Consider the following 18,255-nt stretch of genomic DNA (forward strand, 5'->3'; position numbering starts at 1 on the left):
GGAATCGGGACATCCTTGACCTGGCTGGGACCGGACACGCGCACCTCGTTCGTCGACACCCCGCTGCAAGGCGGGATGCCTTGCTCGCGCGCCGCCGTTGCGACGCGCGGAAGGCCCTGGCGTCCTGCGACGCTCCGGCCCGTACCGTTTCCGGGGATATGCGGCCACTGACCTACAATCACCAGACCCTGGCAGTGTAGCCCTCGCCTTGCGCCGAACAACGTCCGTCCTGCAACGCTATGGTTCGGCCCTGCTACTGGCGCTGATGCCGCTGACCGTGCCTGCCCAGACCCTGGAGCGCGGCAACGGCCCCGAGCCGAGCACGCTGGATGCGCACCGCTGTCAGGAGGTGGCCTGCGGCAACGTGCTGCGCGACCTCTACGAGGGCCTGGTCACCGAAGATGCGCACGGCCGTCTGGTGCCGGGCATGGCGCAGCGCTGGACGGTGTCGGCCGACGGCCGCACCTGGACCTTCGCGCTGCGCCCCGACCTGCGCTGGAGCAACGGCGAGATCCTGGACGCGCCGCAGATCGTCGCCAGCTTCCGGCGCGCGTTCGAACCGGCGACCGCGGCGCCGTTCGGCGAATTGTTCGACGCCCTGGAGAACGCGCAGGCGGTGCAGGCCGGGCGGCTGCCGCCCAGCGCGCTGGGCGTGTCGGCGCCGGACGCGCGCACGGTGGTGTTCCGCCTGCAGCGCAGCGCGTCGTTGCCCGCGCTGCTGACCCTGCCGATCGCGTTCCCGGTCTACCTGCCCGCGGTCGAACGCCACGGTGCGCAGCACACCCGGCCCGGGCGCCTGGTGTCGAACGGCGCCTACACGCTCGTGGCGTGGACGCCGCAGGCGAACCTGCTGGTGCAGCGCAATCCGCGCTTCCACGACGCGGCCCGGGTCGCGATCGCGCAGGTGCGCTACCACGTGACCGAGGACGCGGCCGCGGAACTGCAGCGCTTCGCCGCCGGCGACCTGGACATCACCGAGGTGGTGCCGCCGCAGCCGCTGGCCGCGCTGCGCGCGCGCTTCGGCGAACGCCTGCGCCTGTCGCCCTACCTGGGCGCGTTCTGGTTGGGCATGAACCTGACCCGGCCGCCGCTGCGCGACGCCCCGCAATTGCGCCAGGCGTTGGCGATGGCGATCGATCGCGACAAGCTCACCCGCCACATCACCGGCCTGGGCGAGACGCCGGCCTACGGCATCGTGCCGCCGGGCATCGCGGGTTACACGCCGGCGTCGGCGCCCTGGGCCAGCTTGAGCCAGGCCCAGCGCGAAGCCCAGGCGCGCGCGCTGTACCGCGCGGCCGGCTATTCGGATGCTCAACCGCTGGTGATCGAGCTGCGCTACAACACCTCCACCCCGCACCGTCGGCTGGCGTTGGCGGTGGCGGCGATGTGGCGCCAGACCCTGGGCGTGCAGGTGCGCCTGCGCAACGAGGAATGGAAGGTGTTCGTGCAGAACCGCCGCCAGCGCGCGATCACCCAGGTGTTTCGCGGCGGCTGGATCGGCGACGTGCCCGATGCGCGCAACTTCCTGGCCGCGTTCGGCAGCGACGGGCCCCTGAACTGGAGCGGCTACGACGACGCCGGCTTCCGCGAACGCCTCGCGCGCGCCGATGCGGCCAAGAGCGAGGCTGCGCGCAATGCCTGGCTGCACGCGGCCGAGACCCGGCTGCTGAACGCCGACGCGGTGATCCCGCTGTACTACTACACGTCCAAGCATCTGGTCGGCGAGCGCGTGCGCGGCTACGAATCCAATGCGTTGGACCGGCACGCGAGTCGTTGGCTGAGCCTGGAGGCGACGCCATGAAGCGCTGGGCCTCGCGCTTGTTCGAAGCCGTGCTCACGCTGTGGCTGCTGGCGACGCTGTGCTTCGTGTTGCTGCGCGCCGCGCCCGGCGGCCCCTTCGACACCGAGAAGGCGGCGCCGCCGGAGGTGCAGGCCGCGCTCGCGGCGCAGTACCGGCTCGATCGGCCCCTGCCCGCGCAGTACGCGGCCTGGCTGGGCGATGTGGTACGCGGCGACCTCGGGCCTTCGTTCCAATACCCCGACTACCGCGTGACCCAACTGATCGCCAGCGCGCTGCCGGTGTCGATGCTCAACGGCGGTCTCGCGCTATTGCTCGCCTTGATCCTGGGCATACCGCTGGGCACCTGGGCCGCCTTGCGTGCCGGGCGCTGGACCGACCGCGTGCTGATGTTCGCAGCCGGCCTTGGGCTGGCGATTCCCAAGTTCGTCGCCGCGCCGCTGCTGGTGCTGCTGTTCGCGGTAAGCCTGCACTGGCTGCCGGCCGGCGGCTGGGGCGGCTGGAGCCACGTGGTGTTGCCGGTGATCGCGCTGGCCTTGCCCAACATCGCCTACTGCGCGCGCCTCACCCGCGCCTCGCTGCTGGAGACCTTGTCGGCCGACTACCTAAAGGCCGCGCGTGCGCGCGGCTTGTCCGAAACCCGTCTGCTGTTGGCGCATGCGATGAAGCCCGCCCTGCTGCCGGTGGCGGCCTGGCTGTCGCCGGCGCTGATCAACGTGGTCACCGGCTCGGCCGTGGTCGAGCAGGTGTTCGGCATCCCCGGCATGGGCCGCTACTTCGTCCAGGGCGCGCTCAACCGCGACTACACCCTGGTGCTGGGCGTGGTGCTGGTGGTGGGCGCGCTGATCGTGGCGATCAACGCCCTGGTCGATGCCTTGCGCGCGGCCATGGACCCGCGTTTGGCGGAAACGAACTAGCCTCGCCGTAAGACTCGCTCCGCGACCTGCAGCCCTCGTATCGCCCAAAGGATCCTCATGAAAATCGTCTACCGCGCCGCGCATTCCACCGACGCCCACCTGGTGCGCCAGCTGCTGGAGCACGAAGGCATGACCGCCTTCGTCAACGGCGGCCTGCTGGAAGGCGGCGCCGGCGAGTTGCCGATGAGCGGACTGGTGACGGTGTCGGTGGCCGACGAACACGAAGCGCGGGCGCGGGAAGTGGTGCGCGAATGGGAAAGCATGCCGGTGCCGCCGGACGACGAGGACGAGGGCGACGCGCCCGCCGAGGTCGCCGCGGCCACGCCGCAAAGGCGTAGCTGGGCGCCGGTGCTGGTCGCGGCCCTGCTCGGCGCCGCGTTCGGCGCCGCCCTGACCTGGAACGCGATGCGTACCCGCGTCGACGTCCTGGCCGACGATGTCAATCGCGACGGAGCGACCGACCAGCGTTCGATCTACGAGGACGGCCAGCTCGCGCGCACCGAGAACGACCGCAATCACGACGGGCAAGACGACGAGATCGCCAGTTACGGAAAGAACGGCCGTCTCTCGGGGCTTGAGCTGGACGACAACTTCGATGGCTACATGGAAACCAACCAGCTCTACGATGCGCGGGGTTGGCTCGGCACGACCATCGACACGGACGGCGACGGCAAGCCGGACTACCGCGTGCAGGCCGAACACACCGTGCTCGCGCGCGAAGAATGGCTCAACGCCCGCGGCGATGTGATCAAGCGCGTGGTCTACGAACGCCTCGTGCCGAGCCGCGGCGAATTCGACAGCGACGGCGACGGCAAGCTCGATACCGCGCGCCGCTACGACGCGCGCGGGGAAATCGTGAGCGCGGCGCCGATCGCGCCCTGACGCCGACTCAGGCGGTGGCGGGCGCGGTCAGTCCCAGCCAGCCGCCGACCACCGCGCGCGCTTCGTCCACGCCCTGCTTGGACTCGCCGGAGAAGGTCTGCACGCTGACCGAATTGCCATAGGACGAGAACAGGTCCTTGCGCACCGCCAGCAGGGCCTGGGTTTGCTGGCCGCGACCGAACTTGTCGGCCTTGGTCAGCAACGCGTGCGCGGGCAGGCCGCGCGACACCGCGTAACCCAGCATCTGACGGTCGTAGTCCTTGAGCGGATGGCGGATGTCCATCACCACCACCAGCCCGCGCAGGGCCTGGCGGGTCTGGAAGTACTGGTCGATGAAGGCCTGCCAGTGCGCCTGCAGGTCCTGCGGGACCTTGGCGTAGCCGTAGCCGGGCAGGTCGACCAGGTAGCGGTCGGAGCTGGGCGGAATATCGAAAAAGACCAGCTGCTGGGTGCGTCCGGGCGTCTTGGACACCCGCGCCAGCGCGTTCTGCTGGCACATGGCGTTGAGGGCGCTGGACTTGCCGGCGTTGGAGCGGCCGGCGAAGGCGACTTCGAAGCCGCCGTCGGGCGGTAGCTGCTTGGGCGTGTGCGCCGCCAACAGGTAGCGGGCGCGGGCGAGGGGATTGACCATGCCGCTAGGATCGCACGGCAACGGTGCCCAACGCCCGTCGCGGGCCGTGTTTTCGGCCCGAAAGGCCGTGCCGAACGGCTCGCGGGCACCGATTCGCGTTGACCCGCCCTGCCCCCGCGACGATAATTCCGAGGTTCCGGCGACCGCATCGCGGCCCGCCATCCCAGTGTTTCGGAGCCCAGCTACATGAGCCAAGCCCGCGTCCTAGGCATCGTCGGTCTGACCGTTCTGGCGGCCGTCGCCGTCGCCTACGCCCAGCCCACGATCACGCCGATCCCCGACAAGGAGCCGGTCCAGGCCGCGCCGCTGGTCGAGAAGCCGGCCTCGTGGGGCGACGTCAAGGCGGGCGCCACCAAGGCGGGCACCTGCGCGGCCTGCCACGGCCTCGACGGCAATCCGACCGATCCGCAGTACCCGCGCCTGGCCGGCCAGAGCGAGCGCTACATCGCCCACCAGATCGCGCTGTTCAAGAGCGGCGAGCGCAACACCGGCATGGCCGCGGCGATGAAGCCCTACGCCGATGCGCTGACCGCGCAGGACGCACGCGACCTGGGCGCCTACTTCGCGACCCAGAAGTCCGGCGCCGGCGTGGCCGACGACACCGTGATCGCGACGGGTCCGAACAAGGACAAGAAGTTCTTCGAAGTCGGCCAGCAGCTGTTCCTGGCCGGCGACAAGGCGCGCGGCATCCCGGCGTGCATGGCCTGCCACGGTCCCGGCGGCGCCGGCAACCCGGGCCCGGCCTACCCGCACATCGCCGGTCAGCAGGCCGCGTACTCGCAGCGTCGTCTGGAGGAGTACCGCGCCGGCACCACCACCCAGCGCGATCCGCACCTGTTCAACGTGATGGCGGGCGTGGCCAAGAACCTCAGCGACGAGGAAATCGGCGCGCTGTCCAGCTACCTGCAGGGCCTGCACGACCGCGCCGAGGACTTCGCCGCGGCCGATGCGCCGGCCGCTCCGGCCGCCGCGGCGCCCGCCGCAGCACCGGCGCCGGCCGCGCCCGCTCCGGCGGCGCCGGCCAAGGACGACGCGGCCAAGCCGGCCGCTGGCGCCTGAGCCCAGGGCACGCGGCAGCCGCCGCGTCCCGCCCCTAAACGCCGGCCCCTGGCCGGCGTTTTCGTTTGTGCGCGACCGCATACGGCCGCCGCGATTTCTTTTATCGTGGGCGCCGATGCGGCCCACCCGGGCCGGCCACGATCCGGCCCGGAGCCGACCCATGCCCCAGACCCGCCTTGCCCTGCTCCTGATCGCGCTGCTGAGCCTGGGCGCCTGCAAGCCCGAGGCCGCGCCCGCGCAGTCCGCCGCGACGCCGGCCGCCGCAACCGCCGCCGAACCCGCGGTCGAAGGCGAACCGGCGGTGTCGGCCGAAGCCGCGGCCGCTGCGCCCACCGATGCCGCCGCGACTCCGACCCCGGCAAGCCCGTCGCCGCCCGTGCCCGCCGAGAGCGGTTTGGTCAAAGGCACCGACTACGAACTGATCGAGGGCGGCCAGCCGTTCGCGCCGGTGCCCGGCAAGATCGAAGTGGTCGAGGTGTTCGGCTACGTCTGCCCCGCCTGCGCGCAGTTCCAGCCCCTGGTCAACGCCTGGAAGGCCAAGCAGGGCGCGGACGTGCACCTGACCTATGTGCCGGCGCCGTTCGGCCCGGAGTGGGACCCTTACGCCCGCGCCTACTACGTCGCCGATTCGATGGGCCTGGTCGCACGCAGCCACGACGCCCTGATCCGCGCCATCCACCTCGAGCAGAGCATGCCCGGCGAAGGCGACAAGCCCGACGATGCCGCGATCGGCCGCTTTTACGGCCGCTACGGCGCCAATCCGCAGCAATTCGTGGCGGCCATGAACAGCTTCGCCACCATCGCCAAGGTCAACCGTGGCAAGCAATTCATGATGCGCAGCGGCGTCAGCCAGACCCCGACCTTGATCGTTAACGGAAAATACCGGGTGATCGGCACCAGTTTCGAGGACATGCTGCGCATTACCGACACTTTAGTTGCGCAGGAGCGCGCCGCGCGCCCGCGTTGACCCCCGCCACGGCGCCGGAACTTCCGCCCGCGACGCCGGTCACACCCGATACTCCTGGTTCGAGACGCCGGCCGTTATGCTTAACGCCGGCGTCTTTTTTTGTCCGGACGCCGCCGCTGACGCGGCCCACCCCCGCCCGATCGCCGCGAGACCCTGCGATGACCCCACGCACTACGCCGTCCCGACTGTTCACGACCCTCGCCACCCTGGCCCTGAGCGCGCTGCTGCCGCTGGCCGCGTCGGCCGCCGGCAAGAGCGCCGCGCCGGCGCTGGAAGCGGGCCGCGATTACGAGCTGATCGAAGGCGGCCGCCCCTACGCGCCGGTGCCCGGCAAGATCGAGGTGGTCGAGGTGTTCGGCTACACCTGCCCGCATTGCGCGCACGCGCAGCCGGCGATCGACGCCTGGAAGGCCAAGCTGCCCAAGGACGTGAGCTTCGTACCGGTGGCCGCGCCGTTCGGCGGCTATTGGCAGCCCTACGCCAAGGCCTATTACACCGCCCAGTCCATGGGCCTGGTCGCCAAGACCCACGAGGCCGTGTTCAAGGCCCTGCACGAAGAGCGCAGCCTGCCGATCAGCAATGCGTCCTCGCAGGAGATCGCGAGCTTCTATGCGCGCTACGGCGCCGACGCCGACAAGTTCGCCGCGACCATGGACAGCAAGCCGATCGAGGCCAAGCTCGAGGCCACGCGCGACTTCCTGACCCGCAGCGGCGTCGAAGGGACGCCGACCTTCATCGTCGCCGGCAAGTACCGCGTGACCGGCGGCAACGGCCTCGAGGACGTGCTGCGCATCACCGACCAGTTGGTCGCGCAGGAACGCAGCCGCGGCAAGAGCAAGCGTTGATGCGCGACGGCCGTCCGCGCCGCCTCGCCTACACTCCGCGTTCAGCGCGCCGGCCGTTATCCTGACGGCCGACGCATCCCCCGGTGTCGCGACGGTTCCGCCGCGCGCGCCGCCAATCCGATCCGACCGTTTTGTGGAGATTCGATCCATGACCCCGCGCCTGGCCCCGTCGCACCGCTACCCCATCCTGTTCGCCGCGCTGTTCGCGCTGGCCGCCTGCACGCAGCAGCAGGAGGCCGCCGCTCCCGCCGCCGACACCGCCGCCGCGCCCAGCGCCGCCGCCACCCCGGCCAACGCGGTGCCGACGCCGACCGCCGAAGCCGCGCCGGCCGCCGCCGAGATCGCACCGGCCGCGGTCGCCACGCCGCCCAGCGGCCCCGCGCCGGTCGCGGGCACCGACTACGTCGAGATCCCGGGCGGCACGCCGTACGCGCCCAGCGCCGGCAAGATCGAAGTGGTCGAAGTGTTCGGTTACACCTGCCCGCATTGCGCCGAGTTCGAACCGCTGGTCGTGTCCTGGCGCGGCAAGCAGACCGCCGACGTCAACTTTGTCCCGGTCGCCGCACCGTTCGGCGGCTACTGGGTGCCCTACGCCAAGGCCTTCTACACCGCCGAGTCGATGGGTCTGGTCGGCCGCAGCCACGAAGCCATGTTCCGCGCCGTGCACCTGGATCGCAGCCTGCCGGTCAACGGCGTCAAGCCGGTCGACTTCGCCGAGTTCTACGCCAAGTTCGGCGCCAACAAGCAGCAGTTCGAAAGCACCTACGCCAGCTTCGCGATCGACGCCAAGCTCAAGCGCGCCGAAACCTTCCTGACCCGCAGCGGCGTCGAGTCCACGCCCAACATCGTGGTCGACGGCAAGTACCGCGTGATCGGCAAGAATTTCGAGGACATGCTGCGCATCACCGACCACCTGGTCGCGCAGGAACGCGCCAAGCGCGCCGGCGGCGGCGCCGCTCCGGCCGCCGAAGGCAACGCTCCGGCCACCACCGGCCCGGCCGCGGCTGCCGCGCAGTAATTCGTTCATGGACCCGGCCGGTATGGATACGCGCCGACGACTGCGCCTGCTTAGCGCCAATATCCAGGCCGGGTCCAGCACGCGCCGCTACAGCGATTACGCGACCCGCAGCTGGTCGCACGTGCTGCCCGCCGGCAACAAGCGCGGCAGCCTCGACACCATCGCCCAGTTGGCCGGCGAGCACGACATCGTCGGCCTCAACGAAAGCGACCCGGGCAGCCTGCGTTCGGGCTTCACCAACCAGACCCACTACCTGGCCCAGCGCGCCGGCTTCGACTATTGGAGCCACCAGCCCAATCGCCGGGTCGGCAGCGTCGCCTCAAGCGCCAACGGCCTGCTCAGCAAGTTGGAACCGCGCGAAGTCATCGACCATCCGCTGCCCGGCCGGGTCAAGGGCCGCGGCGTGCTGATGGCGCACTTCGGCGATCACGACGACGCGCTCACCGTCGCGGTCGCGCACCTGTCGCTGGGCGCGGGCTCGCGCGCCTCGCAGCTGGCCTTCATCGCCGAACTGCTGCACGACCACCCGCACGCGGTGCTGATGGGCGATTTCAATTGCTCGATCGACCAGCCGGAAATGCGCACGCTGTTCCAGCGCACGCGCCTGCAGCCGCCGGAAGCGGCGCTGCCGACCTTCCCCAGCTGGCGCCCGCAACGCGCGATCGACCACATCCTGATCGGCGACGGCCTGAGCTGTTCGTCGGCGCGCGCCGTGCCGGCCGCGCAGTCCGATCATCTGGCGCTGTCGCTGGAACTGGAAGTACCGGATCACGCGCTGCGCTGAGGCGCGGCGCCGGCCTCAACGTCGCACGTGGTAGCCGTCCTGGGCGACGAAGGCCCGCACGTCCTGGGCGTCGAACAGGGCGAAGTCGCCCGGCACCGAGTGTTTGAGGCAGGCCGCGCCCCAACCGAACAGCAAACTGTCCTGCGCATCCAGGCCGGCCAGCGCGCCATGCAGTACGCCGGCGGCGAAGGCGTCGCCGGTGCCGATGCGGTCGACGATCGCGCTGAGTTCGCACACCGGCGTGCGCGCGGCGGTGCCGTCGCGATCCAGCGACCGGGCCGACAGCGATTGGCGGTCGACGCTGTGTTGCACGCGCACGGTGCTGGCCACGCGCTGCAGTTGCGGGAAGGCGGCGAAGGCCGCGCGCGCGGCGGCGGCGAAGCGCGCCTCGGCATCGTCGCTCGCGGGCTCGACGCCCAAAGCGATGGCGATGTCGCGGTGGTCGGCGAAGATCCAGTCGGCCTGCGCCATCAGTTCACGCAGGAGGGTGGCGGCGTCGCCGTTCCAGGCCTGCCACAACTTGCCGCGGAAGTTGCCGTCGAAGCTCACGCGCACGCCGGCGCGGCGCGCCGCTCGCGCGGCCGCGATCGCGGTATCGGCGCAGGCCTGGCCCAGGGCCGGGGTCACGCCGGACAGGTGCAGCCAGTGCGCGCCTTGCAACAGCGCCGGCCAGTCGTAGGCCTGCGCATCCGCGCGCGCGAACGCCGAATCGACGCGGTCGTAGAGCACGCTGCTGGGCCGGTGACCGGCGCCGGTTTCCAGGAAGTACAGGCCCATGCGTCCGGGCCCGGCTTGCAGCGCGCGGGTGTCGACGCCGTGGCGGCGCAGCTCGGCGACGGCCGCGGCGCCCAGGGCGTTGTCGGCGATCCGGCCGACCACCGCCGCCTCGTGGCCGTAGCGGGCCAGGGCCACGGCCACGTTGGCTTCCGCGCCGCCGACGTGGACTTGCAGCCCCGGCGACTGCAGCAGACGCTCGTGGCCGGGCGCCCCCAGGCGCAGCAGCACTTCGCCGAAACACACTATGCGTTGACTCATTCCGCCTCCCAGCCCCGGGCCGATCCGCCCCTTGTATGGCCTTTTGCGCACCGCAGCATGATGTTGGCCCGAGCTTTTGCTAGGGTTTTGACCAGCGGTGTCATTTTGCCGTCCGGGACACCATAGCAAGCGCTACAAGCTAGTCAATAAGCGCTTTACAGCCGTCGGACCACTTTGGGAGGGGATCCTGATGCAATCGCAACGCGCGGCAAAAAAGACACCGGTTACCGTTCTGGCAGGCGCCATCGCCCTGGCGCTGCAGATGGCGCCGGCGGTCGGGTTCGCGCAACAGGCCGCGGCGCCGTCCGCGGCCACGCCGCCGCAAGACAGCAGCACCGCCGCAGCCGCCAGCGACGAGGCCAAGGACCTGGAAGGGGTCACCGTCACCGGCTTCCGCGGCAGCCTGGAGCGGGCCTTGGACATCAAGCGCGGCGAAGTCGGCGTGGTCGACGCCATCGTCGCCGAGGACATCGCCGACTTTCCCGATCTGAACCTGGCCGAATCGCTGCAGCGCATTCCGGGCGTGTCGATCGCGCGCGACGCCGGCGAAGGCCGGCAGATCTCGGTGCGCGGCCTGGGCCCCGACTTCACCCGCGTGCGCATCAACGGCATGGAGGCGCTGACCACCACCGGCGGCACCGACAGTTCCGGCGGCGCCAATCGCGGCCGCGGCTTCGACTTCAACGTGTTCGCCTCGGAGCTGTTCAACAGCCTCAAGGTGCGCAAGACCGCGTCGGCCGAAGTGGAAGAAGGCTCGCTGGGCGCGACCGTCGATCTGCAGACCGCGCGCCCGTTCGACTACGACGGTTTCACCTTCGTCGCCGGCGGCCAGGTCGGCTACAACGACCTGTCCGGCGACACCGATCCGCGCGCTTCGGCGCTGATCAGCAACACCTGGGGCGACGGCCGCTTCGGCGCGCTGTTGTCGGTGGCCTACACCGACCGCCGCCTGGTCGAGGAAGGCCACAGCACGGTGCGCTGGGACAACGGCCCCAGCAGCGGCGGCTTCAGCGCGGCCTCGCCGTTCGCGGCCGCGCGCGGCGCCGGCGTGTTCCATCCGCGCATTCCGCGCTACGGCGTGCTCGAACACGACCAGCAGCGCCTGGGCGTGACCGGCGCGCTGCAATGGAAGGTCAGCGACCGCACCGATGTCGGCCTGGACCTGCTGTACGCCAAGTTCGACGCCACCCGCACCGAGAACTTCATCGAAGCGGTGTCGTTCAGCCGCACCGGCACCGGCAAGCCGCAGACCGTGGTGCTGGACGGTCAAGTCGACGCCAACGGCAACCTGGTCTACGGCCGCTTCAACAACGTCGACGTGCGTTCGGAAGCGCGTTACGACGAGCTCAGCACCAAGTTCACCCAGTTCAGTTTCTACGCCGACCACGAGCTCACCGACGACGTCAAACTGCACGCCCAAGTCGGCCGCGCCAAGTCCGAGTTCGACAACCCGATCCAGACCACGATCACCCTGGATCGCCAGAACGTGCAGGGTTACAGCTACGACTACCGCGGCAACGATCGCCTGCCGGTGATCGACAACGGTTTCGACGTCACCGATCCCAGCCAGTGGACGTTCGTCAACGGCATTTCCGAGGTCCGTCTGCGTCCGCAGTTCGCCAGCAACACCTACGACACCGCCCAGCTCGACTTCGCCTGGAACCTCGCGCCCTCGTTCAAGCTCAAGGGCGGCGCGCAGTTCAAGGAGTACACCTTCCAAAGCCGGGAGTTCCGCCGCGCCTCGGAGCTGGTCACGCCGGCGCTGCCGGCCGGCACCACCCTGGCCGATCTGACCTCGCTGATCGGCCTGGAAAACACCCGGGTCGGCTCGGGCAACGATTCGGTCTGGCTGATCCCGGACATCGACGCCTTCAACCGCGTGTTCGGCCTGTACAGCAACACCGGCATCTTCAGCGTCAGCGACAAGGTCGCCGCGGTACTGGGCAACAACCGCAGCGTCACCGAGCGCGACCAGGGTTTCTACCTGCAAGGCGACTTCAATACCCAGATCGGCTCGATCCCGATCAGCGGCAACATCGGCGTGCGCCAGGTCGACACCAAGCAGACCTCGACCGGCTACGCCATCGTCGGCGGCGTGCCGGTGCAGACCACGGTGCAGCGCAGCTACGACGACACCCTGCCGTCCTTGAATCTGGTCGCCGACCTCACCCCGGATTTCCTGGTCCGCTTCGGCGCGGCCAAGGTGATGTCGCGTCCGGGCCTGGGCAATCTCACCCCGGGCGTCACCGTCAACGTCAGCGGCGGCGCGCGCACGGTCAACGGCGGCAATCCGCTGCTGGAACCGTTCCGCGCCAAGACCTACGACCTGAGCTTCGAGTGGTACTTCGCCGACGAGGCGCTGCTGGGCCTGGGCCTGTTCTACAAGGACATCGACACCTTCGTGCAGACCTCGCGCGAAACCCGTCCGTACAACACCTCGGGCCTGCCCGACAGCCTGCTCGCGGGCACCGGCGCGCAGCCCACCGACGATTTCCAGTTCAACATCCCGGTCAACACCCCCGGCGGCACGCTGCAGGGCTTCGAGCTGAGCTACCAGCAGCCCTTCACCTTCCTGCCGGAAGGGTTTTGGCAGGACTTCGGCGTGCAGCTCAACTACACCTACGTCGATTCCAAGATCCAGTACGTGACCTCGACCGGCGCGTCGTCGCTGAAGACCGACCTGGTTGGCCTGTCCAAGAACGCCTACAACGCCACGCTCTACTACGAAGGCGAGCGTTTCGGCGCGCGCGTGTCGGCGTCCTATCGCGACGACTACCTGACCACGGTGCCGGGCCGCAACAACAACGACGTCGAAGGCACCAAGGCCACCACCACCCTCGACATGTCGGCGTCGTGGAAGCTCAACGACCGCATCGAGCTGACGCTTGAAGGCCTGAATCTCACCGACGAGTACAACGACCAGTGGGTGGATTCGGTCGGCGACCGCGCCTCGGTCTACCACCACACCGGCCGCCAGTACTTCCTGGGCATCCGCTACAAGCTGTGAGGTCCGCAGCGCCGCACTAGTTGCACCCGCGCCGCGCGGGTGCGGAGCCGCCGCCCTCGACGGTTCCGCACCTCGCGGCGCTTTTTTTTGGAGCGCATCGCATGCACCGTCGCGACTTCCTTGCCGGTTCGCTGCTCGCCGGCGGCGCCTTGCTCGCCGGACCCGCGCGCGCGGGCGAGGGCTGGGACGCGCGCGTGTCGCGCGCGCCGGGCGCGGACGCCGGCGTGCCGGTCTACCCCAGTGTCGGCGCCGCAGTGGCCGCCGCGCCCGCGCACGGGCGCCGGCCGTTCCGCATCCGCATCGATCGCGGTCTGTGGCGCGAGAAACTGGTGATCGACAAACCGAACATCCACCTGATCGGCGAGGATCGCGCCGGTTGCGTGCTGAGCTACGACGCCGCCGCCGGCATGGCGCGTCCAGACGGCGAGCCCTGGGGCACCTGGGGCTGCGCCAGCGTGATCGTGCGCGCGCCGGACTTCCGCGCCGAGCGCCTGAGCATCCGCAACGATTTCGACTACGTGGGCAATCTGAGCGCGCCGAAGTTCGAACCGATCGGCCCCAACGGCGCGCAGGCGGTGGCCTTGATGTTGGACGCGGGCGCCGAACGCAGCGTGCTGCACGAGGTCGATCTGCATGGGCACCAGGACACCTTGTTCGTCGATGCCGGGCGCAGCCTGTTCCGCCGTTGCCGCATCGCCGGCAGCGTCGACTTCGTGTTCGGCGGCGGCAACGCCTGGTTCGAGGACTGCGTACTGCATTCGCGCTTCCGGCCCGGCAAGGAGCGCCAGGGCTATGTCGCGGTGCCCTGCACGCCCAGCGCGCAGGCTTATGGACTGAGCTTTCTGCGCTGCCGGCTGAGCCGCGATGCCGAAGTGGCCGACGCCAGCGTCGCGCTGGGGCGGGCGTGGCGTCCGGGTCGCAATTTTCCCGACGGCAAGTACGGCGACCCCGACGCGGTCGGCGCCGCCGTCTACCTGTCGTGCTGGATGGATGCACACATCGATCCGCGCGGATGGGATGCGATGGGCTACACCGCACGCGATGGCGCGCGCACGGTGCTGGCGCCGGAAGCGGCGCGCTTGTACGAGTACGACAGCCGCGGCCCGGGCGCGGCGCGCTCGCCGGGCCGGCGCCAGCTCGATCGCACCGCGCTCGCGCGCCATCGTCGCGAGCTCGTGCTGGCCGGCTGGGAGCCGTCGCTGTGAGGGCGCCGATGCGCGTGCGCCTTGGCTTGCTGCTGGGCTTGTGCGGCTGGGCTCTGGCGCTGTCCATGAGCGCGCCGGCTGCATCCTCGCCGGTGCCCACGATCCACCTCGCCGGCGACTCGACCCTGGCCGAGAAACTGCCGGAGAAGCGTCCGGAAACCGGTTGGGGCGAGCCACTGGCCGCGCGCTTCCGCGCGGGCAGCGTGCGCGTGGTCAATCATGCGAAGAACGGCCGCAGCACACGCACCTTCATCGAAGAGGGCCGTTGGCAGGCGCTACTGGACGGCCTGCGTGCGGGCGATTGGGTGCTGATCCAGTTCGGCCACAACGACGAGTCGGTCGACAAGCCCGACCGCTACACGCCCTTGCCCGACTATGAGCGCAACCTCGCGCGCTTCGTCGCCGAGGTCCGCGCGCGCGGCGCCACCCCGATCCTGCTGACGCCGGTGGCGCGCCGTCGCTACGACAGCGAAGGCCGCGTGCAGGACAGCCACGGCGAGTACCCGGGCCGGGTGCGCGCGCTGGCCGCGCGCGAGCACGTGGCCCTGATCGATATGGAGCGGCGCAGTCAGGCCGTGCTGCAGGAGGCGGGCGTGGAGGGCTCGCGACGGCTGTTCCTGCAGCTCGCGCCCGGCGCCCATCGCAACTATCCGCAGGGCGTCGAGGACAACACCCACTTCTCGCCGCTGGGCGCGCGCCGCATCGCGTTCGAGTTCGCCGCCGCGCTGCGCGCAACCGACCTGGCGCTGGCCTCGCGCTTACGCAAGGACGACGACGCGGCGCCGTAAGCGGCGCGCCTCACTTCAAGGGCGCGCGCCGCGGCAGCGGTTTGAGCGGCTCCATCGTCGCCAGGTCCCAGTCTTCGGGCACGAAGGCCTGATGCGTCGGCGCGTGCCGCGGATAGCCGCCGACCTGACTTTCGCTGTCGATGATCTTGCCGCGCCCTTCGATGGTGTCGGCCAGGATGCGCCGGTCGATGTCGTCGCGGTCCCAGGGGCGCGCGCCGGCCTGCGCGATCACCGCGTCCTGCACCTGCGCCGACGGCAGCAGGCGCACGCCGAACGGCAGCGGCGGCGCCTGGGCGGGCTGGATCACGCGCAGCGGCGTGGTGGTGTAGCGCCCCTGCTGGGGCAAGGGACGGCCGAGGCGGTCGACGGCGAGGTTGTCCTCGGCGTAGTACTCGACATCGCCGGAGCCGCCGACCATGAAGAACGCGAGCTCCTCGGTCGAAGGGCCGGCGCGCATCACGTTGCCGCGCGCGACCATCTGCCCGGTCGAATAGGGGTGGCCCAGCCATTCCTCGGCGATCAGGTTGTAGTGCAGCGCGCGCTGGCCCGGGTCGTAGATCAGGTTGTTGATGACCTGGCCGCGCGCGCCACCCTTGAACAGCGGATTGCGCTCGTAGTTGTGCGCGTAGAGGTTGCCGACGATCAGCACCTCGTTGACGTGATCGTGGATCAGCGAGCCCTTGGAGTGCTCGCCCTTGATGTGAGTAGCGTTGGACAAGCCCTCGGCGAGCAGGTTGTTGCTGAAGGTGATGCGGCGCGAGGCGTTCTCCATCCAGTCCTTCTCGCTTTCGCCGTGAAAGCGGGTGCTGGAGGCCGACAGATTCTCGTCGGTGGCCCAGGTCAGCGAGCAATGGTCGACGATCACGTCGCGCGCACCGCGCACGGTGGTGATGGCGTCGAAATCCGGACCGGCCATCTTGGCCGCGCCGGCTTCGCCCGGGCGCACCCGGATATGCCGCACGACCACGTCGTGGGTGGCGATGATCAAACCGCCGCGGATGAAGGTGACGCCCGGTTGCGGCGCGGTCTGTCCGGCGACGGTGAGATAGGGTTCGGCGATGCGCAGTTCCTGGCGCTGCAGGTCGATCACGCCGCCGACCTCGAACACCACGATGCGCGGCCCGCTCGCGGCCACCGCTTCGGCGAAGGAGCCCGGCCCGTTCGCGGCCAGGGTGGTGACCCGGATGATGCGGCCGCCACGGCCGCCGGGCGTGTGCGCGGCCCAGCCCTGCGCGCCCGGGAAGGCGAGCGCGCCGCCATCGGCGGCCGGCTTTTCGGCGGCCGGCACGCCGGCGCAGGCCAGGCCGAACAGGCCGACGGCCAGCCAGCGCAGCCCGCGTCCCCCCACGTTCCGCGCCGTCTTCGCCGCGCCGTCCCACCCTGCCCGCTGGATCATCGATCGGTCCCCTTCCGCTGCCTGGAGTCTAGCTTGGATTGTCAATGACACCGGTTTCCTATACAACAGTTCCGGACAGGAAACGCCGCAGGGGACCCGATCCGGCATGCAGACACCGACCATCGACGACGGCAGCGCAGGCGCCGCGATCGCCCACCGGCTGGTCGCGGCACGCCGCGGCGCGCGTGCGCTGCCCGACTATCCCGGTCCGCTGCCGGCCACGCTGGATCAGGGCTATGCGATCCAGGACCGGGCCATCGGCCAGTGGCCGCAGCCGATCGCGGGCTGGAAGGTCGGGCGCATCCCGCCGGCCTGGGAAACCCGGCTGGGCGAGGAGCGCCTGGTCGGCCCGATCTTCGCCAACGCGGTTCAGACCGCCACCGGTGGACAAACGGCGCGCTTCGAGGTGATCGAGGGCGGCTTCGCCGCGGTCGAGGCCGAGTTCGTGTTCCGGCTCGGCCGCGACGCGCCCGCAGGCCGCACCGAGTTCGACCACGAGCAGGCCGCGGATCTGGTCGAGGCCCTGCTGATCGGGATCGAGCTGGCCGGCAGTCCGCTGCCCGACATCAACACCCTGGGCCCGCCTATCGTGGTCTCGGACTTCGGCAACAACGCAGGCCTGGTCGTCGGCCCGGAGATTCCGGATTGGCGCGCACTGGCCGACGCCGACCTGCGCTGCGAAACCTTTATCGACGACACCTCGGTCGGACGCGGCGGCGCGGGTTCGATCGCCGGCGGCCTGCTCGCCGCGCTGGCGTTCGCCTTGTCGCGTTGCGCGCGCCGCGGCTATCCGCTCAAGGCCGGCATGCTGGTCACCACCGGCGCGGCCACCGGCATCCACGACATCCTGGCCGGACAAAGCGCGATGATCTCGTTCGGGCGCTGGGGCCAGTTGCACTGCGAGGCGGTGCGCGCCAGCGGGGAGCCGGCATGACCACTCGTCGCCAAGTCTTGGGCGGACTCGGCGCGGCCTGCGCCCTGGCCGCGACCTCGGCCGGATTGCGCGCGGGCGACGGCAGCCGCTTGCTCACCGCTACCGACGTGCACGTCAAGGACTACCCCACCGTGGCCGCCGTGCAATGGATCGGGCGCGAGCTCGAGCGCGCCACCGACGGCCGCCTGCGCCTGCGTCTGTACCACTCCGGCCAGCTCGGTCGCGAGTCCGAGGCGATCGACATGGCGCGCTTCGGCGCGATCGACATCACCCGCGTCTACAGCGGCGCGCTCAACAACGCCTTCCCGCTGACCCAGGCGCTGTCGCTGCCCTACGTGTTCGACTCGGTCGCGCACCTGCGCCGCGCGCTGGACGGCGAAGTCGGCGCGGCGGTGCTGCGCGACTTCGACCGCCGCGAGCTGGTCGGCCTGGCGATCTACGACTGCGGCGCGCGCTGCTTCTACAACGTGCGCCGCCCGATCCGCACCCCGGCCGACATGCACGGCCTGAAGTTCCGCGTGCCGGCCTCGGACATCTTCATGCGCATGATCCGCCTGCTCGGCGGCAATCCGACCCCGCTGGCCTACGGCGAAGTGTTCTCGGCGCTGCAGACGCATCTGATCGACGGCGCCGAAAACAATCTGCGCAGCTACCACTCCAGCCGCCAGTTCGAGGCCGCGCGCTACTGGTCGCAGACCCAGCATTCCTACGCGCCGGACGTGCTGCTGATGTCGCGACGCAGTTTCGATTCGCTGCGCGCCGACGACCGCGCCCTGCTGCTGGACATCGCGCGCCGCTCGGTGGCGGTGATGCGCAGCTTGTGGGACGAATCCGAAGCGGTGGCGCGCGCGGCGGTGGTCGCTGGCGGCGTGCGCATCAACGACTGCGACCTGCCCGCGTTCCGCGCCGCGGTGCAGCCGCTGCTGGACGAGTACCACCGCGACCCGGCGATCGAATCCCTGTACCGCCGCATCCGTTCCCTGGCCTGA

At 70.4% G+C, this 18,255-nt stretch carries 15 protein-coding genes and 1 pseudogene; 13 read left to right on the plus strand and 3 right to left on the minus strand.

Features of this window, described 5'->3' with window-relative positions:
• Positions 1–208 precede the first annotated feature (208 nt).
• From ASD69_RS17065 to ASD69_RS22795, 3 genes and pseudogenes are all read left to right on the plus strand, one after another.
• On the plus strand, positions 209–1,801 hold the full coding sequence (locus ASD69_RS17065; RefSeq protein WP_157499271.1) for a peptide ABC transporter substrate-binding protein: 1,593 nt from the start codon (positions 209–211) through the stop codon (positions 1,799–1,801).
• On the plus strand, positions 1,798–2,715 hold the full coding sequence (locus ASD69_RS17070; protein WP_056181047.1) for an ABC transporter permease subunit: 918 nt from the start codon (positions 1,798–1,800) through the stop codon (positions 2,713–2,715). The genes ASD69_RS17065 and ASD69_RS17070 overlap by 4 nt, the downstream gene beginning before the upstream one ends.
• A gap of 57 nt (positions 2,716–2,772) precedes the next feature.
• Positions 2,773–2,967 (plus strand): annotated as a pseudogene (locus ASD69_RS22795) (DUF2007 domain-containing protein); the annotation flags it as partial.
• 637 nt (positions 2,968–3,604) lie between these two features.
• On the opposite strand, the gene yihA reads toward ASD69_RS22795, so the two are convergent.
• Positions 3,605–4,228, minus strand: a complete 624-nt coding sequence (gene yihA / locus ASD69_RS17080; protein ID WP_056181050.1) for a ribosome biogenesis GTP-binding protein YihA/YsxC — start codon at positions 4,226–4,228, stop codon at positions 3,605–3,607.
• Between the two features lie 186 nt (positions 4,229–4,414).
• Here yihA and ASD69_RS17085 point away from each other — a divergent pair, with 186 nt between their 5' ends.
• The 5 genes from ASD69_RS17085 to ASD69_RS17105 all read left to right on the plus strand — a co-directional run bounded on the left by ASD69_RS17085 (position 4,415) and on the right by ASD69_RS17105 (position 8,901).
• Positions 4,415–5,287 carry a c-type cytochrome gene (locus ASD69_RS17085; protein ID WP_056181054.1) on the plus strand — a complete coding sequence of 291 codons (873 nt, stop codon included), beginning with the start codon at positions 4,415–4,417 and terminating at the stop codon, positions 5,285–5,287.
• A 160-nt stretch (positions 5,288–5,447) separates the two neighbouring features.
• On the plus strand, positions 5,448–6,254 hold the full coding sequence (locus ASD69_RS17090) for a thiol:disulfide interchange protein DsbA/DsbL (RefSeq protein WP_056181056.1): 807 nt from the start codon (positions 5,448–5,450) through the stop codon (positions 6,252–6,254).
• A 158-nt stretch (positions 6,255–6,412) separates the two neighbouring features.
• Entirely contained in the window at positions 6,413–7,099 is a 687-nt protein-coding gene (locus ASD69_RS17095) for a thiol:disulfide interchange protein DsbA/DsbL (protein ID WP_056181060.1), read from the plus strand.
• Positions 7,100–7,247: 148 nt separating this feature from the next.
• A complete protein-coding gene (locus tag ASD69_RS17100) occupies positions 7,248–8,117 on the plus strand; it encodes a thiol:disulfide interchange protein DsbA/DsbL (RefSeq protein WP_082576579.1) in 870 nt (289 codons plus the stop codon).
• Positions 8,118–8,124: 7 nt separating this feature from the next.
• Positions 8,125–8,901: an endonuclease/exonuclease/phosphatase family protein gene (locus ASD69_RS17105; RefSeq protein ID WP_082576580.1), complete on the plus strand. Its 777-nt coding sequence runs from the start codon at positions 8,125–8,127 to the stop codon at positions 8,899–8,901.
• A 15-nt stretch (positions 8,902–8,916) separates the two neighbouring features.
• On the opposite strand, the gene ASD69_RS17110 is transcribed toward ASD69_RS17105, so the two are convergent.
• Entirely contained in the window at positions 8,917–9,936 is a 1,020-nt protein-coding gene (locus tag ASD69_RS17110; protein ID WP_056181066.1) for a sugar kinase, read from the minus strand.
• A 190-nt stretch (positions 9,937–10,126) separates the two neighbouring features.
• Here ASD69_RS17110 and ASD69_RS17115 point away from each other — a divergent pair, with 190 nt between their 5' ends.
• From ASD69_RS17115 to ASD69_RS17125, 3 genes are all read left to right on the plus strand, one after another.
• Entirely contained in the window at positions 10,127–12,943 is a 2,817-nt protein-coding gene (locus ASD69_RS17115; RefSeq protein ID WP_056181069.1) for a TonB-dependent receptor, read from the plus strand.
• A gap of 101 nt (positions 12,944–13,044) precedes the next feature.
• Positions 13,045–14,148 carry a pectinesterase family protein gene (locus tag ASD69_RS17120; protein ID WP_056181072.1) on the plus strand — a complete coding sequence of 368 codons (1,104 nt, stop codon included), beginning with the start codon at positions 13,045–13,047 and terminating at the stop codon, positions 14,146–14,148.
• An 8-nt stretch (positions 14,149–14,156) separates the two neighbouring features.
• A complete protein-coding gene (locus tag ASD69_RS17125) occupies positions 14,157–14,936 on the plus strand; it encodes a rhamnogalacturonan acetylesterase (protein ID WP_082576581.1) in 780 nt (259 codons plus the stop codon).
• Between the two features lie 10 nt (positions 14,937–14,946).
• Here the strand turns inward: ASD69_RS17125 and ASD69_RS17130 are convergent, their stop codons facing one another.
• Positions 14,947–16,284: a hypothetical protein gene (locus ASD69_RS17130; RefSeq protein WP_200944022.1), complete on the minus strand. Its 1,338-nt coding sequence runs from the start codon at positions 16,282–16,284 to the stop codon at positions 14,947–14,949.
• 154 nt (positions 16,285–16,438) lie between these two features.
• Here ASD69_RS17130 and ASD69_RS17135 point away from each other — a divergent pair, with 154 nt between their 5' ends.
• Together ASD69_RS17135 and ASD69_RS17140 are read left to right on the plus strand one after the other, a co-directional pair.
• Positions 16,439–17,266 (plus strand): fumarylacetoacetate hydrolase family protein, encoded by an 828-nt coding sequence (locus ASD69_RS17135; protein ID WP_056181076.1) that lies wholly within the window; start codon positions 16,439–16,441, stop codon positions 17,264–17,266.
• Positions 17,263–18,255: a TRAP transporter substrate-binding protein gene (locus tag ASD69_RS17140; protein ID WP_056181078.1), complete on the plus strand. Its 993-nt coding sequence runs from the start codon at positions 17,263–17,265 to the stop codon at positions 18,253–18,255. Before ASD69_RS17135 ends, ASD69_RS17140 begins: the two co-directional genes overlap by 4 nt.

The organism is Lysobacter sp. Root604 (assembly GCF_001427505.1).
Taxonomy (GTDB): Bacteria; Pseudomonadota; Gammaproteobacteria; order Xanthomonadales; family Xanthomonadaceae; genus Lysobacter.

Bases quoted from the DNA above. Each gene is read 5' to 3' on its own strand.
- ASD69_RS17120 (WP_056181072.1), top strand. From the start codon at position 13,045: ATGCACCGTCGCGACTTCCTTGCCGGTTCGCTGCTCGCCGGCGGCGCC.
- ASD69_RS17085 (WP_056181054.1), top strand. From the start codon at position 4,415: ATGAGCCAAGCCCGCGTCCTAGGCATCGTCGGTCTGACCGTTCTGGCG.
- ASD69_RS17140 (WP_056181078.1), top strand. From the start codon at position 17,263: ATGACCACTCGTCGCCAAGTCTTGGGCGGACTCGGCGCGGCCTGCGCC.
- ASD69_RS17125 (WP_082576581.1), top strand. From the start codon at position 14,157: ATGCGCGTGCGCCTTGGCTTGCTGCTGGGCTTGTGCGGCTGGGCTCTG.
- ASD69_RS17100 (WP_082576579.1), top strand. From the start codon at position 7,248: ATGACCCCGCGCCTGGCCCCGTCGCACCGCTACCCCATCCTGTTCGCC.
- ASD69_RS17095 (WP_056181060.1), top strand. From the start codon at position 6,413: ATGACCCCACGCACTACGCCGTCCCGACTGTTCACGACCCTCGCCACC.
- ASD69_RS17110 (WP_056181066.1), bottom strand. From the start codon at position 9,936: ATGAGTCAACGCATAGTGTGTTTCGGCGAAGTGCTGCTGCGCCTGGGG.
- ASD69_RS17090 (WP_056181056.1), top strand. From the start codon at position 5,448: ATGCCCCAGACCCGCCTTGCCCTGCTCCTGATCGCGCTGCTGAGCCTG.
- ASD69_RS17070 (WP_056181047.1), top strand. From the start codon at position 1,798: ATGAAGCGCTGGGCCTCGCGCTTGTTCGAAGCCGTGCTCACGCTGTGG.
- ASD69_RS17115 (WP_056181069.1), top strand. From the start codon at position 10,127: ATGCAATCGCAACGCGCGGCAAAAAAGACACCGGTTACCGTTCTGGCA.
- ASD69_RS17135 (WP_056181076.1), top strand. From the start codon at position 16,439: ATGCAGACACCGACCATCGACGACGGCAGCGCAGGCGCCGCGATCGCC.
- yihA (WP_056181050.1), bottom strand. From the start codon at position 4,228: ATGGTCAATCCCCTCGCCCGCGCCCGCTACCTGTTGGCGGCGCACACG.
- ASD69_RS17105 (WP_082576580.1), top strand. From the start codon at position 8,125: ATGGACCCGGCCGGTATGGATACGCGCCGACGACTGCGCCTGCTTAGC.